14 protein-coding genes are annotated in these 13,840 nt (G+C 50.0%); 12 read left to right on the top strand and 2 right to left on the bottom strand.

Annotated elements, in window-relative coordinates; genetic code table 11:
* The first annotated feature begins 28 nt into the window (after window positions 1-28).
* From smc to trmD, 8 genes are all read left to right on the top strand, one after another.
* Window positions 29-3,616 carry a chromosome segregation protein SMC gene (gene smc / locus QQK89_RS27630; protein ID WP_284241990.1) on the top strand — a complete coding sequence of 1,196 codons (3,588 nt, stop codon included), beginning with the start codon at window positions 29-31 and terminating at the stop codon, window positions 3,614-3,616.
* A gap of 46 nt (window positions 3,617-3,662) precedes the next feature.
* Window positions 3,663-4,661, top strand: coding sequence for a signal recognition particle-docking protein FtsY (ftsY, locus tag QQK89_RS27625; RefSeq protein WP_284241989.1), 999 nt, complete (start codon window positions 3,663-3,665; stop codon window positions 4,659-4,661).
* A gap of 117 nt (window positions 4,662-4,778) precedes the next feature.
* Window positions 4,779-5,150, top strand: a complete 372-nt coding sequence (gene ylxM, locus QQK89_RS27620) for a YlxM family DNA-binding protein (RefSeq protein WP_434481796.1) — start codon at window positions 4,779-4,781, stop codon at window positions 5,148-5,150.
* Between the two features lie 15 nt (window positions 5,151-5,165).
* Entirely contained in the window at window positions 5,166-6,554 is a 1,389-nt protein-coding gene (gene ffh / locus QQK89_RS27615) for a signal recognition particle protein (RefSeq protein ID WP_284241988.1), read from the top strand.
* Window positions 6,555-6,601: 47 nt separating this feature from the next.
* The gene (rpsP, locus tag QQK89_RS27610; RefSeq protein ID WP_015845058.1) at window positions 6,602-6,874 is read left to right on the top strand and encodes a 30S ribosomal protein S16; all 273 of its coding nucleotides are present in this window, start codon (window positions 6,602-6,604) and stop codon (window positions 6,872-6,874) included.
* A gap of 26 nt (window positions 6,875-6,900) precedes the next feature.
* The gene (locus QQK89_RS27605) at window positions 6,901-7,131 is read left to right on the top strand and encodes a KH domain-containing protein (protein WP_127499255.1); all 231 of its coding nucleotides are present in this window, start codon (window positions 6,901-6,903) and stop codon (window positions 7,129-7,131) included.
* Between the two features lie 74 nt (window positions 7,132-7,205).
* A complete protein-coding gene (gene rimM / locus QQK89_RS27600) occupies window positions 7,206-7,724 on the top strand; it encodes a ribosome maturation factor RimM (RefSeq protein ID WP_284241987.1) in 519 nt (172 codons plus the stop codon).
* Between the two features lie 2 nt (window positions 7,725-7,726).
* On the top strand, window positions 7,727-8,473 hold the full coding sequence (gene trmD / locus QQK89_RS27595) for a tRNA (guanosine(37)-N1)-methyltransferase TrmD (RefSeq protein WP_284241986.1): 747 nt from the start codon (window positions 7,727-7,729) through the stop codon (window positions 8,471-8,473).
* Between the two features lie 66 nt (window positions 8,474-8,539).
* Here trmD and QQK89_RS27590 read toward each other — a convergent pair whose 3' ends face one another.
* Complete coding sequence (locus QQK89_RS27590) at window positions 8,540-9,217, bottom strand: C1q-like domain-containing protein (protein WP_284242087.1); 678 nt, start codon at window positions 9,215-9,217, stop codon at window positions 8,540-8,542.
* Window positions 9,218-9,277: 60 nt separating this feature from the next.
* Window positions 9,278-9,856 (bottom strand): C1q-like domain-containing protein, encoded by a 579-nt coding sequence (locus tag QQK89_RS27585; RefSeq protein WP_284241985.1) that lies wholly within the window; start codon window positions 9,854-9,856, stop codon window positions 9,278-9,280.
* A gap of 347 nt (window positions 9,857-10,203) precedes the next feature.
* Between QQK89_RS27585 and rplS the strand changes: the two genes are divergently transcribed.
* From rplS to QQK89_RS27565, 4 genes are all read left to right on the top strand, one after another.
* Entirely contained in the window at window positions 10,204-10,545 is a 342-nt protein-coding gene (gene rplS / locus QQK89_RS27580; protein WP_284241984.1) for a 50S ribosomal protein L19, read from the top strand.
* Window positions 10,546-10,651: 106 nt separating this feature from the next.
* The gene (lepB, locus tag QQK89_RS27575; RefSeq protein WP_284241983.1) at window positions 10,652-11,329 is read left to right on the top strand and encodes a signal peptidase I; all 678 of its coding nucleotides are present in this window, start codon (window positions 10,652-10,654) and stop codon (window positions 11,327-11,329) included.
* Window positions 11,330-11,349: 20 nt separating this feature from the next.
* Window positions 11,350-12,240 (top strand): ribosome biogenesis GTPase YlqF, encoded by an 891-nt coding sequence (gene ylqF, locus QQK89_RS27570; RefSeq protein ID WP_284241982.1) that lies wholly within the window; start codon window positions 11,350-11,352, stop codon window positions 12,238-12,240.
* Between the two features lie 5 nt (window positions 12,241-12,245).
* Window positions 12,246-12,857: a ribonuclease HII gene (locus QQK89_RS27565; protein WP_284241981.1), complete on the top strand. Its 612-nt coding sequence runs from the start codon at window positions 12,246-12,248 to the stop codon at window positions 12,855-12,857.
* Window positions 12,858-13,840 lie beyond the last annotated feature (983 nt).

Here is a 13,840-nt window from a genome sequence, read left to right as displayed (position 1 = left end):
CAATAGGCGTTGAGGTGAAAGCCAGGTTATGTTCCTGAAACGGATAGAATTATCGGGATTTAAATCATTTGCCGACAAGACGGAAATGGAATTTGTCACCGGCATTACAGCTGTTGTTGGACCAAACGGCAGCGGAAAAAGCAATATTTCGGACGGGATCCGTTGGGTATTGGGCGAACAAAGCGCCAAAAGCCTTCGCGGCGGCAAGATGGAGGATATTATTTTTGCCGGAAGCGATGCGCGCAAGGCGGTTAACTACGGGGAAGTATCTCTGACGCTTGATAACGGCGATGGTGCACTGCCGCTGGAATATCATGAAGTGACAGTAACACGCCGCGTCCACCGGAGCGGCGATAGCGAATATATGATCAACAAACAGCCGTGCAGGCTGAAGGATATTACCGAACTCTTTATGGATACCGGTATCGGTAAAGAAGCTTACTCCATTATCGGACAAGGCCGGATCGAAGAAATATTGAGTACACGGTCGGAAGACCGGCGGGGAATATTTGAAGAAGCATCGGGTATTGTTAAATACAAATCCCGCAAACGCGAAGCACAGCGCAAGCTGGACGATACCGAGAATAATCTGCTCCGGATTCACGATTTGGTGACGGAGCTGGAAGATCAGGTAGAGCCGCTGCGCGTTCAATCGGAGAAAGCGATTCATTTCAAGCAGTTAAGGGAGCAGCTCAAGACGCAAGAGATTTCGATGTACGTACATAACATAGAAAACGTGTACGGTTCATGGTCCGAAGCGAATGCCAAGCTTGAACGTCTCAAGCGCGAGCAACTGGAGCTGTCGACCGTTGTCAGCAAACATGACGCCCATCTGGAGAAGGATCGCCAGGCGCTCAGGGAGCTTGAGGAAGCGCTCGATCGACTCCATGAAGATATGCTTCAATACAGTGAAGAATACGAGAAATGCGAAGGGTATGGCGAAGTTCTGAAGGAACGGAAGAAAAACCTGGAGCAGAACAAAAAGCAGCTGGAAGAAACGATTGCCGCACAGGATGAACGCATTGCTTCATTAACAAGCGAAGAAGCGGAATTCCGCAACCGCGGTGCCGTCTTGGAATTGCAGTTGGCCGAGCTCAAGCAGAAGCTTTCCGTTGAAGAAGCAAACCTGATTGGCGTAACCGGCGGAGCTGCGCTTGACGCGGAAGAAATGCTGAAGAGCGAGCTGCTTGAAGTGCTCAGCACGATGGCCACGCTTCGCAACGAAATCCGTTACGCTGCCCAGCAGCAGGAAGCGGTTCAGCGCCGCATGGAGCGTCTTAGCGATGAAGAGGCGAAGTGGGCCGAGCAGCAGCGCAAGCTGAATGCGCGAAGAGCGGAGCTGGAGAAGCAGCTTGAAGCCACGCTGGACTCCATTAATAAAGCCCGCACGAAATATATCGATGAAGCGGAAAAAGCGAAAGAGTTCAGTCAGATTTCTGAAGATGCTACTGTCGCGCTCCGCAAGTGGGAACAAAAGCTGGACGCGCAAGTTTCGCGGCGCGACACGATGAAAGAAATGCAGGATGCGCTCGATGGGTTCATGCATGGCGTCCGGGAAGTGCTGAAAGCGTCCCGTCGCCCGGCTAATTCCGGCGGCATCGGCGGCGTTCATGGTGCCGTCGCGGAGCTTGTGCGCGTACCTGAGAGAATAGAGACTGCCGTAGAGACCGCACTCGGCGGCGCGTTGCAGCATATCGTCATGGAAGACGAGAAATCGGCACGAACCGCTATTTCCTTCTTGAAGCAGCGTCAGCTTGGCCGCGCAACATTCCTCCCGCTTGATGTTATCCGGGGACGCCATGTTTCCGAGCATGACAAACGCATGGCAGAGTCCGTTGACGGTTTTGTTGGCGTCGCAGCCGAGTTGGTATCTTGCGAACCTAGATATGAAGCGATTATTAATAGCTTGCTCGGCAATGTTCTGCTTGCCGAAACACTCGAGCAAGCGAACCGAATTGCATCCAAATGCCAATATCGTTACCGCGTCGTTACGCTTGAAGGCGATGTAGTTAACGCCGGCGGTTCGATGACGGGCGGCAGCCTGCAGAAGAAAGGGGCTAGCCTGCTCGGCCGGCAACGTCAAATCGAAGCATTGGACGAGGAAATCAACGAAGGCACCAAAACCATTGCCCAGCTGCGGGACAAGCTTAGCGATCTTCGCAAAGAACAGTCGATTCTTTCGCAAAACATGGAAGAATTGCGTTCCCAAGCCGAGCAATACCGGATTGACGAACAGCAGGTTCGAGCGGAGCTTCAACAATTAAATAATGAAGCCAAACATCTCAGCGAGCAGGAACAGCTGTTTACGGCAGATCGCACCAATCATACAGCCGAGCAGCAGTCGATGTTGTCCATGGCAACGGAAGCTGAAGTTAGGCTGGAGCAACTGACGGCCGACGAAGCCAGGTTGCAGGCGGCGATCCAGCTTGCAGAGGAACGTCGTAAGGCTAGCGAATCCGCCAAGGAAGAGCTGCAAGTGCAACTGACGGATTTGAAAATTGCCGTTGCGAAGACCGACCAGGAGAAGCAATCGTTTGAAGATCAAGCGGCACGTGTCCGTTCGGATATTCAACGCGCCAAGCAAGAACTTGCCGGCTACCGGACGATGTTTAACCAGCAGGAAGCCGAACTGGAACGCCATAGCGAAGAAACCGTTGCCCAAATCGAGCAGTTGAACCATTTGCGGTTGAAGAAACAGGAATGCGCGGAACAGACCGATCTGAAGCGATCGGCTAGAGCCGAACGGGTGAAGGAGCTTGAGCAGGGTGAAAGCGATACGAAAGATCAGCGCGCCCAGCTGCGGCAGGTTGAAGACCAGATGCGGCAAACGGAAATCGCGGCGAACCGGCTGGATGTAGAGCTCGATAACCTGCTCCGCAAATTAAGCGAAGAATACGAGCTAAGCTTCGAGCTTGCGAAAGAACAATATCCGGTGCCGGAAGATATCGTAGGCACGCAAAATGCGGTACGCGACATTAAACGCCAAATTACCGCGCTTGGCGACGTGAACCTTGGCGCGATTGAGGAGTATGAACGCGTAAGGGAACGTTTCGAATTCCTGACCGAACAGAAAGATGACCTGGTTGAAGCCAAAACAACCTTGTACCAGGTTATCCGCGAGATGGATGAAGAAATGTCCAAACGCTTCAAATCGACGTTTGAGCAGATTCGCAGCCACTTCGTTGTTGTGTTTGCGAAGCTGTTTGGAGGCGGCCGCGCCGATCTGGTTATGGTCGAGCCGGACCGCGTGCTGGAGACGGGCATTGATATCGTTGCCCAGCCTCCGGGCAAAAAGCTGCAAAATCTGCAGTTGCTATCCGGCGGGGAACGTGCGCTAACGGCGATTGCTTTATTATTTGCGATATTGCAGGTTAAGCCGGTCCCATTCTGCGTACTTGACGAAGTCGAGGCGGCGCTTGATGAAGCAAACGTTGCGCGTTTTGCCCAATATTTGCGCGAATTCTCCGAACTAACGCAATTTATTGTTGTTACGCACCGCAAAGGAACGATGGAGGAAGCCGACGTTCTGTACGGGGTGACGATGGAAGAAGGCGGCGTATCCAAGCTCGTATCCGTACGCCTTGAAGAAGATGGAGAAGAGCAGGAATCCGCTTAAGCTTATTGTAGCGGCTGCTCGAATAGGATGGAGGACTTGAACCCGTATGAGTTTTTTCAAAAAGCTGAAAGAAAGCATCGCTTCCAAGACGGAAGCGGTAACGACGATATTCAAGGAAGGCCTTACCAAGACCCGCGTTGCCTTAGTGGAGAAGGTCGAGGAATTGATTACCCGCCGCAAAAAAATCGATGAGGAATTTTACGAAGAGCTCGAAGAAATTCTCATTGGCGCCGACGTTGGCGTAAATACGGTAATGACGTTGATCGACGAGCTTCGCGCGGAAGTGAAGAAACGGAAAATCGAGCAGGCCGCCGAACTTCAGCCGATCTTGTCCGAGAAGCTGATCGGGCTGCTCAAGGGTGAACAAAACCCGGGTCTTCAAATGGCGAAAAGCGGGATTACCGTTATTTTGTTCGTTGGCGTTAACGGCGTGGGCAAAACAACAACTATCGGCAAACTCGCGCACAAATTCAAAAGCGAAGGCAAGAGCGTAATGATGGCAGCAGGCGATACGTTCCGCGCAGCGGCGATTGAACAGTTGGAAGTATGGGGCGAGCGCGTTGGAGTTGACGTGATTAAGCAGCAATCGGGTTCCGATCCTGCGGCGGTTATGTTTGACGCCGTTCAAGCAGCGAAGCAGCGCGGAGTAGACGTATTGCTCTGCGATACGGCGGGTCGTCTTCAGAACAAAACAAATCTGATGGAAGAGCTGAACAAGATTTTCCGCGTTATCCAGCGTGAAATTCCGGATGCTCCTCATGAAGTGCTGCTGGTTCTGGACGCAACTACCGGGCAAAACGCGCTTAGCCAAGCTAAGCTGTTCGGTGAAAAAAGCGGCGTTACCGGTCTTGTGCTTACTAAGCTTGACGGAACGGCCAAAGGCGGCATTGTTATCGCCATTCGCAATGAGCTTAATCTTCCGGTGAAGCTAGTAGGCCTAGGCGAGAAGATGACTGATCTGCAGGAATTCGACTCCGAGCAATTCGTTCATGCCTTATTCTCAGGACTCATTCAGCGCGAAGAAGAACAATCGGAAACAAATTAAATAAGTGACAAGGACAAAAGCTTGACAGCCCTATCTGACTTCGTGTAAGATAAGAAACGTTGCGACACTGTCAAGTCTTTTTCCTTGACGGATGATGTTGAAAGGGGCTTGAAGCGGATGACAATACATGAACCGGATGCCCTTGCCAAGACAACACGAATTAACTTATTATTTGATTTCTACGAGCCGCTACTCACCGAGAAACAGCGGACGTTCTTAAAATATTATTTCCACGATGACTACTCGCTTGGCGAGATCGCGGCAGAATCGGGTATCAGCCGGCAGGCGGTATACGAACATGTGAAACGGGCGGAGCAGGTGCTTGAAGGTTATGAAGCCAAGCTGAGCCTGCTGATGAAACATGAAGCGATGCAAAGACTGGCCGCAGGGCTGGAACGCAAAGTCGCGGAATTGCCGATCGACCATACTTATAAACAAAAGCTACTTCAAGACATAGAGCAATTAACCGATACGGAAATTATGAAGTGACGGAGGTGACGAATCATGGCGGCATTTGAGAGCTTAACGAACCGGCTGCAAAATGTGTTCAGCAAGCTGAGAAGCAAAGGTAAAGTAACGGAAGAAGATTTGAACGAAGCGATGCGCGAAGTGCGCCTAGCGTTGCTCGAAGCTGACGTTAACTTTAAAGTCGTCAAGGATTTTATCGCCAAAGTGAAAGAGAAAGCACTTGGACTTGACGTATCCAAGAGCTTTACGCCAGGCATGGTCGTTATCGATATCGTTAACAAAGAAATGACGGAATTGATGGGCGGTACGCAGAGCAAACTTGCGAAAGCGAACAAGCCTCCTACCGTTATTATGATGGTTGGTCTGCAAGGCGCGGGTAAGACAACTACTACGGGCAAATTGGCCAAATTGCTTCAAAAAAGCAATCATAAGCCGCTCCTTGTAGCCTGCGACATTTACCGTCCTGCGGCGATTAAGCAGCTGCAAGTATTGGGCGAGCAAATTAATGCCCCGGTATTCTCGATGGGCGATCAAACTTCCCCGGTTGAGATTGCGAAAGCCGGTCTTCAGCACGCGAAAGAAAATCAAAACGATTACGTAATCTTCGATACCGCGGGCCGTTTGCATATTGATGAAGCGCTGATGGAAGAGCTTAAGCAAATCCACCAGAACGTGAAGCCTGACGAAGTATTGCTCGTGGTTGATGCAATGACCGGTCAAGATGCCGTTAACGTCGCGCAAAGCTTCCATGAGCAGCTTGAACTGACAGGCGTTGTGCTTACGAAGCTCGATGGCGATACCCGCGGCGGTGCGGCATTGTCCGTCAAAGCGGTAACCGGCAAACCAATCAAATTCGCTGCAATGGGCGAGAAGATTGATGCGCTCGAACCTTTCCATCCGGACCGGATGGCTTCCCGTATCTTGGGAATGGGGGACATGTTGTCCCTGATCGAGAAGGCACAAGCAAACATTGATGCGGATAAAGCCGCGGAGATGGAACGCAAAATGCGGACTGCCGAGTTTACTTTCGACGACTTCCTTGAGCAAATGGCTCAAATCCGGAATCTGGGTCCGCTGGATCAACTGATGGATATGCTGCCCGGCATGAACAAAATGAAGGGCAACATGAAGGATATGAAGGTAGATGAGAAACAGATCAACCGCGTTGAAGCGATTGTGCGCTCGATGACGAAAGCCGAGAAGCAAAAGCCCGAACTTCTGAATCATAGCCGCCGCAAGCGCGTAGCTGCAGGCAGCGGCACATCCATTACGGAAGTGAACCGGCTGATCAAGCAATTCGAAGACATGCGCAAGATGATGAAGCAATTCTCGTCCATGATGGGTCCTAAAGGCCCTAAGGGCGGAATGAAAGGTCTGAAAGGCATGCTTGGCAAAGGCGGCAAAGGGTTTAAGTTTCCGTTCTGACCAATATAAAAGTTACTAAGTTGATTAACCGAAGGAGGTGAATTTCCATGGCAGTACGTATTCGTCTGAAACGTATGGGTGCTCACAAGGCTCCATTCTACCGGGTTGTCGTTTCTAACTCCCGTTCCCCACGTGACGGTCGCTTTATCGAAGAAATCGGTACTTACAACCCGGTTGCTCAACCGGCTCAAGTAACGATCGATGAAGAGAAAGCGTTGAAATGGCTGCAAACAGGTGCACAAGCATCTGATACCGTTCGCGACTTGCTTTCCAAAGCAGGTGTCCTGAAAAAGTTCCATGAGCTTAAGCAACAGAAATAACTGTTGAATAGCGGAGGGCCTTGAAAATGAAAGAATTGATTCTTGTCATCGCAAAGGCATTAGTGGATCATCCAGAGGACGTGCGCGTTAATGAGCGAGAGGATGACCGCGGTACGGTGTACGAGCTGTCGGTTCATGCCGATGATATCGGCAAAGTAATCGGCAAGCAGGGACGAATTGCGAAAGCGATTCGTGCCGTCGTAACATCCGCGGCCATCAAATCCCAGAAGCGCGTTATCGTAGACATCATATCGTAAACACATACGATGCAGGGTTAGGATTATTATCCTAGCCCTTTTTCGTACAAATATAGATGGGTGAGGTACATATAATGAGCAAGAAATATTATAATGTCGGCAAACTGGTCAATACGCATGGTCTTCGCGGTGAAGTGAAGATTTTGCCGCAGACGGACTTTGCCGATAGCCGGTTTGCGCCGGGAAGCAAGCTGTCGCTTCAGCATCCGGACAACGGACAAAGTCTTGTGGTTGAGGTTGTCTCGGCTAAGGAGCATAAAGGCATGTATATCGTGAAGCTGAAGGGCTATAACGATATTAACGAAGTCGAGAAATATAAAGGCTGGGTCCTGAAAATCGCCGAGGATGAGCTTGAAGACCTTGAAGATGGCGAATACTACTACCATGAGATTATCGGCTGCAAGGTTGTAACAGAAGACGGCGAAGAGCTGGGGAACATTTCGGACATTCTCCGTCCTGGCGCTAACGATGTTTGGGTCGTCGATATGCCGAAGAAAAAACAGCTGTTATTGCCCATTATCGACGAGGTTTTGCTGAAAGTCGATGTAGCAAACAAAACGGTTACGGTGCGGTTATTGGAAGGGCTGATTTAAAGATGCGCATTGACGTATTGACCTTATTTCCCGAGATGTTTGAAGGCGTATTTGGCGCGAGCATCCTGGGAAAAGCTAAAGATAAAGGAATTGTATCGCTTGAAGCGATCAATTTCCGCGATTATTCCAATAATAAGCACAACACCGTGGATGACTACCCGTATGGCGGTGGCGGGGGGATGGTGCTTAAAGCCGAACCTGTCTTCGCTGCCGTAGAGGATTTGATGGCGAAGAAAGAGAGCGGAGGTCGCCCCCGCGTTATTCTGATGTGCCCGCAAGGAGAAACCTTCACGCAGCAAAAGGCGGAGGAACTGTCACAAGAAGAACATCTGGTGCTAATCTGCGGACATTACGAAGGTTACGACGAGCGAATTCGCGAGTTTCTGGTGACCGATGAATTATCGGTCGGTGATTATGTATTAACTGGCGGAGAAATTCCGGCTATGACGGTTATAGACAGCGTTGTCCGGTTGTTGCCCGGCGTTCTTGGGAATGAGTCTTCCGCGGTAACCGATTCGTACAGTACGGGCTTACTGGAGTACCCGCATTATACGCGGCCATCCGTCTTCAGGGACTGGGCTGTACCCGATGTGCTTATATCCGGTAACCATGCGAAGATTGACAGCTGGAGACGAGAACAGTCGCTGCTGCGGACGCTGAAGCGCCGCCCCGATTTGCTGGAGTCAGCCGAACTCACCGATAAAGAGCGTAAATGGTTAGCTGCGCAGAAACAAGATAAATCCACATAAAAAAGAACCGTCGTCCCGTTTATGAGCGGAGCGGACGGTTCTTTCTTTAGTTGCTTGTCTGGTACCTTACTTTGTAATGCGGTTCAGAACGCCCTCGAAATGCGTTGCGGAACTAGGGACGATGCTGCCGGCGAGAGACGTGAAAAATTCTACTTGTACGTCGTCGCCGCTGCGGAGCTTGACGATAGTGGAAACGTCTAAAGTGACACCGCCAGAAGCGGAAGATGTTGTTTCGGTTGCAACCGGTACACCGTTTACTGTAATCGCGAGTCCAAAAGAAGCAGGATCATTAGTGCTGGTGAAAAAGACGCTTGCAATAAAGGAGTAGATTCCGCTTTGTTTTGGACGGAAAGTCGATGTAGCGGGATTGTACTCTCTTCCGAGGTCATACTGTTCGATTCCATAATTGACTTGGACAGTAGCGCCGGCAATTACCGATTGAGCGATTGCAGAAACGGCGCGGAACGCGGATTTACGGGCAACTACAGCCTTTTTGCAAGTTTTTTTGCTGACCGGTTTGCAAACATATTTGACGGTTTTGCATACTTTTTTTTCTGTCTTGTAACCATATTCAGATTTCTTTTTACAGCCGTATCCGGATTTTTTGGTACTAGAACCGCCGTACTTGCTAGATCCATGTCCGCATTTCTTGGTGCAGGAACCATGACCGTATCCCGAAGTTCTAACCGCTTTATTAGCTTTGACACTGCCTTTAGCAGCTATTCTGACTGCTTGTTTTTTCACTGGCAATGTTCATTCCTCCATTCAAATAACAAAAATTGTTCATAATGCATGCTTGTCTGACTACTTTGTAGCACGAGTCAGAGCTCCGTCGAAATGAGTTCCCGCGTTAGGGATAATGGACCCCGCGCTGCTTGAGATGAATTCAACGGTGACATTGTCGCCGCGACGCAAGCTTACGATGCCTGATGTGTCAATGACTCCATCAAACGACAACGTCTCGGTATCGCCGAACGCGGTTTGTCCGTTAACTCGAAGAACAACCGTAACTTCAACAGGCGCTGCAACAGCAAAGCTGAAGTACACACTTGCAAAGAACGTATAGATGCCGCTTTGCTTCGCTTGAAAGGTGGAAGTAACGGGATTGTATTCTCTGCCTAGGTCAAACACTTCTTGTCCAAAAGCAACCTGAACAAGAGTTGCGGCAGGAATAGATTGTACTTGGTTGGCATTCGCGCGGAAAGCAGATTTGCGGACGACTTTTTTGCATTTCTTTTTGACAACCGGTTTGCAAACGTATTTCACGGTTTTGCAACTTTTTTTGGCCGATTTGCAGCTATGGCTGTATTTTCTTTTGCAGGATCCGTATCCGGAAGTTTTAGCGGAGCTTTTCGTACGCGAAGCTTGTTTTTTCATTGGCATAGGTTATAACCTCCAATCTGTTGTGAAATATAGAATTGCTAAATCTAGCAATACATTAATGTATGGCGGAGGCTATTTGATAGAAACGGCGTTAGCGGGGGGAATCTATTAAACGGGCTCTTGCGGTTCATATCGCAAGGTTTAAAGGTCTTTCGTGGTGGCTATAATAAGAAATACTAGGGAAATTAGGGTTGTTCGAAGATTATAGGTTGAAAAATGTTGTGGGCTATGTTAAAATTTCAAATGTTGTTCGTATTAATCGGGCGGTCCGCTAATAGTGATGACGCTGCTCAGATGGAGCAGAAAGAGCTATTAAGAACGTCTATGGTGGAAGGAGTGATACTACGATGAATCTTTTACAAACGATTGCGCAAGAACAGCTTCGTCAAGACCTTCCGAGCTTCCGTCCTGGTGACACGTTGAAAGTACACGTTAAAGTTATCGAGGGCTCGCGTGAGCGTATTCAGTTGTTCGAAGGCGTTGTAATTAAACGTCGTGGCGGCGGAATCAGCGAAACTTTCACAGTTCGCAAAATTTCGTACGGTGTAGGTGTGGAAAGAACTTTCCCGCTGCATTCGCCAAAAATCGAGAAAATTGAAGTTGCTCGTCGCGGTAAAGTGCGTCGCGCGAAACTGTACTATCTTCGCGAACTGCGCGGTAAAGCTGCGAGAATTAAAGAAATTCGTTAAGATTAAACGACAAGAGGGGCTTGGTCAAACAAGCTCCTTTTCGTTATTTTGACATGACTTGCTATGTACGAATAGGGACACTATAGAATGGAAAGAAGGCGTACTGGTGAATTCACAACAACCTAATGAAGATTCCAATCAACAAACAGAAGTAATCAATGGATCTACACTGAATACATCAGGGCCGGCTGACGCTAAAAAAGGCGGACGAGCTTACAAAGAGATTGTAGATTGGATAAAAGCTCTGGCGATCGCGGTCATTCTCGTGTTTGTTATCCGTACGTTTTTATTTTCCCCGTTTATTGTTGACGGACCATCGATGGAACCAAACTTCTATACGGGTGAACGTCTGATTGTCAATAAGCTTATCTTCAAAATGCGTGAACCGCATCATGGAGAAGTTGTCGTGTTCCATGTACCTGATCAAGGTCGCGATTTCATCAAGCGCGTAATCGGCGTGCCGGGCGATACGATCAAAGTCGTTGGCGATGATGTATTCATCAACGATCAAAAGGTTGAAGAGCCATATCTTAAAGAAGCGATTGCACTCGCGCATGAGAATGGCGAGTTGTATAATACGGGTCCGGACTTCCCGAACGCTAACGTGTCGGAATCCGTTGTGCCCGAAGGCAAGATTTTCGCAATGGGCGACCATCGCGGAAATAGTCAAGACAGCCGCGATATCGGCTATGTGTCGGAAAAAGAAATTATCGGCCGTGCGGACGTTATGTTCTGGCCATTAAATAAAATTAGCATCATTAAGCACTATAAAGTGCACTGGTAATGTTGCAATGAGGTGAGGAAATGACCATTCAATGGTTTCCCGGTCATATGACCCGGGCGAAACGGCAAATTCAAGCGAAGTTAAAACTTATCGATATTGCCATTGAGCTATTGGATGCGCGTGTTCCGCTTTCCAGCCGTAATCCTATGGTTGATGAGATTTTGAGCGGTAAGCCGCGGTTGATTGTTTTGAACAAATCGGATTTAGCTGATCCGAAGGTGACAGAGCAATGGATTGAATATTTCAAATACGAAGGTCATGAGACGGTAGCAGTTGATTCGTCGACAGGAACGCGTATTGGAGATATTCCAATGAAGGCGAAGGAAATCCTGAAGGAAAAAATCGATCGTCAGCTTGCAAAAGGGATGAACCCTCGTGCAATGCGTGGATTGATTGTCGGGATTCCGAACGTCGGCAAGTCAACGTTGATCAACCGTTTGGCTGGGCGCAATATCGCCATTACGGGCGATAAGCCGGGCGTAACGAAAGGCCAGCAATGGATTAAAACAACGTATGAGATGGATTTGCTCGATACACCGGGTATTTTGTGGCCGAAGTTCGAGGATGAACTGGTAGGTTACCGTCTGGCGATGACAGGCGCGATCAGAGAGCAAATTTTGAACGTAGAGGACATTGCGTTTTTTGCGGTACGTGAGCTTGTCGAACGGTATTGGCCGGCTATGCAGGAACGATTCAAGTTGGACAAAGCGCCATCCGACCCTACAGATTCCGATGAAGTGGTACGGGTCATGGAGGACATTGGACGACGCAGAGGTTGTCTCGTTAGCGGGGGGCAAGTAGATCTGGAGAAAACGTCAGGTATCATCTTGCGTGAGCTTCGGTCAGGCAATCTTGGCCGCATTACGTTGGAAGCGCCGTTCCCGGCAGCAGCTGGAAGACCGGGGGAATAAACGACGTGCTGGAATATGAAGAGAGACTTTGGGCCGAAGGGTATTCCGCAATTGCAGGCGTGGATGAGGTAGGAAGAGGCTGCTTATTCGGGGATGTTGTTGCGGCAGCGGTTATTCTACCGCCCCACTTAGTGCTTGATGGGGTCAATGATTCGAAGAAGTTGTCCGAGAAAAAACGGAATGAGCTCTACGAGGTCATTGTGGATCAAAGCATTGCATGGGCTGCAGCCCGCGTGGATTCGGAGACCATCGACCGGATCAACATCAAGCAAGCAGCAAGGCTTGCGATGAAGATTGCGCTCGAGTCACTGAAGACGGAACCGGATTATTTGCTTGTGGACGCGGAAAAGGTAGACCTGCCAAAGCCGCAGCTTGCCATAATTAAAGGCGATGCCACAAGCCAATCGATTGCGGCCGCTTCCATCATCGCCAAAGTGACGCGTGATCGGCTTTGCCTGACAGATTGGGAGCAGATGTACCCGGAATACGGCATTGCGATACATAAAGGCTATGCAACTAAGCTTCATCGGGAGCGGCTGCTCGAATACGGAGCAAGTCCGCTTCACCGCAAGTCTTTTTTAGGCAAAATTTTCGTGGAGCAACAACAGCTATTTTAAATTCTTTATAATGTGTAAAAACAGCGTATTGCTTGAAACGAGCATTACGCTGTTTTTTTGTGCGGATGATTGTGACGGAGAAGGATATGCAGAGAAATGAAGTTATTTGAATAACAACTTCATTAGGAGCGGCCATCTTCCGATAAATAGGATAACTTCACAGCGAAAGCAGGTGACGAGGGTTGAACATTGGGCAATTGGTGAGAGGTTTGTTAGGGGAAGCTTCAGGCAGCGGGGATACTCGGAAGCTAGAGCTTAAGCCGGGACAGGTCGTTCGGGGCGTAGTTCTGCAGTTGCTGGAAAACAATGAAGCTACCGTTCAAATAAACGGCGTGCAGGTGCGCGCTTTTTTGGAATTGCCTCTTGAGCCGGGCAAGTTTGCCATGCTCCAGGTGCAGCCGCAGTCCGCAGGCGGATTGCTTGTATTGAAACAAGTAGAGAATCAGGCGGGACTGGACGATGCTTTGAAGGATTGGCTGAAGCAAAGCGGGTTACCGGATCAGGAATGGGCAACGGGATTGTTGAAGGATTTGAGAAAAGACGGCGTTACGATGAACCGTGACACCTTTGCGGCATTAAAGGCGGCGGCGGATGCGATGCCGCCGGATGTTGACGCCGAGCAGTGGATGCAAGCGGCGGCGGCGGGTCTAAAGCGCGGGCTGCCGATATCCGGCGGCACGGTTGCTGCGCTGCAGCAAGTGATGTTCGGGCGGCCAGCGCACGAACTACTTGATTCGCTGCAGCAGCAGCTTGGTGTTATCGCCGGCGCTGCATCCGGCGATGATGGGGCCGCCGCGCCTCAGGCTGGCGGAAGCGGCGCGCCTGCGGCGCTGCCGCAGCTGGCCGCGCGGCTCGCGGCGCTGCTCGCCGAAGGCGCAGCGCTGCAGAGCGCCGCGGCCGCCGGCGCGGCTGCTGTCTCTTATACACATCTGACGCTGCCGCCGAAGAGGATAGTGTAGATCTCGGTGGTCGCCGTATCATTA

It is taken from the genome of Paenibacillus glycanilyticus, assembly GCF_030161375.1.
Lineage (GTDB): Bacteria > Bacillota > Bacilli > Paenibacillales > Paenibacillaceae > Pristimantibacillus > Pristimantibacillus glycanilyticus_B.
Note: the sequence above shows the minus strand (reverse complement) of the source record. Positions and strands in the feature narration are given on the sequence as shown.

Bases quoted from the DNA above. Each gene is read 5' to 3' on its own strand.
- smc (WP_284241990.1), top strand. From the start codon at position 29: ATGTTCCTGAAACGGATAGAATTATCGGGATTTAAATCATTTGCCGAC.
- ftsY (WP_284241989.1), top strand. From the start codon at position 3,663: ATGAGTTTTTTCAAAAAGCTGAAAGAAAGCATCGCTTCCAAGACGGAA.
- ylxM (WP_434481796.1), top strand. From the start codon at position 4,779: ATGACAATACATGAACCGGATGCCCTTGCCAAGACAACACGAATTAAC.
- ffh (WP_284241988.1), top strand. From the start codon at position 5,166: ATGGCGGCATTTGAGAGCTTAACGAACCGGCTGCAAAATGTGTTCAGC.
- rpsP (WP_015845058.1), top strand. From the start codon at position 6,602: ATGGCAGTACGTATTCGTCTGAAACGTATGGGTGCTCACAAGGCTCCA.
- QQK89_RS27605 (WP_127499255.1), top strand. From the start codon at position 6,901: ATGAAAGAATTGATTCTTGTCATCGCAAAGGCATTAGTGGATCATCCA.
- rimM (WP_284241987.1), top strand. From the start codon at position 7,206: ATGAGCAAGAAATATTATAATGTCGGCAAACTGGTCAATACGCATGGT.
- trmD (WP_284241986.1), top strand. From the start codon at position 7,727: ATGCGCATTGACGTATTGACCTTATTTCCCGAGATGTTTGAAGGCGTA.
- QQK89_RS27585 (WP_284241985.1), bottom strand. From the start codon at position 9,856: ATGCCAATGAAAAAACAAGCTTCGCGTACGAAAAGCTCCGCTAAAACT.
- rplS (WP_284241984.1), top strand. From the start codon at position 10,204: ATGAATCTTTTACAAACGATTGCGCAAGAACAGCTTCGTCAAGACCTT.
- ylqF (WP_284241982.1), top strand. From the start codon at position 11,350: ATGACCATTCAATGGTTTCCCGGTCATATGACCCGGGCGAAACGGCAA.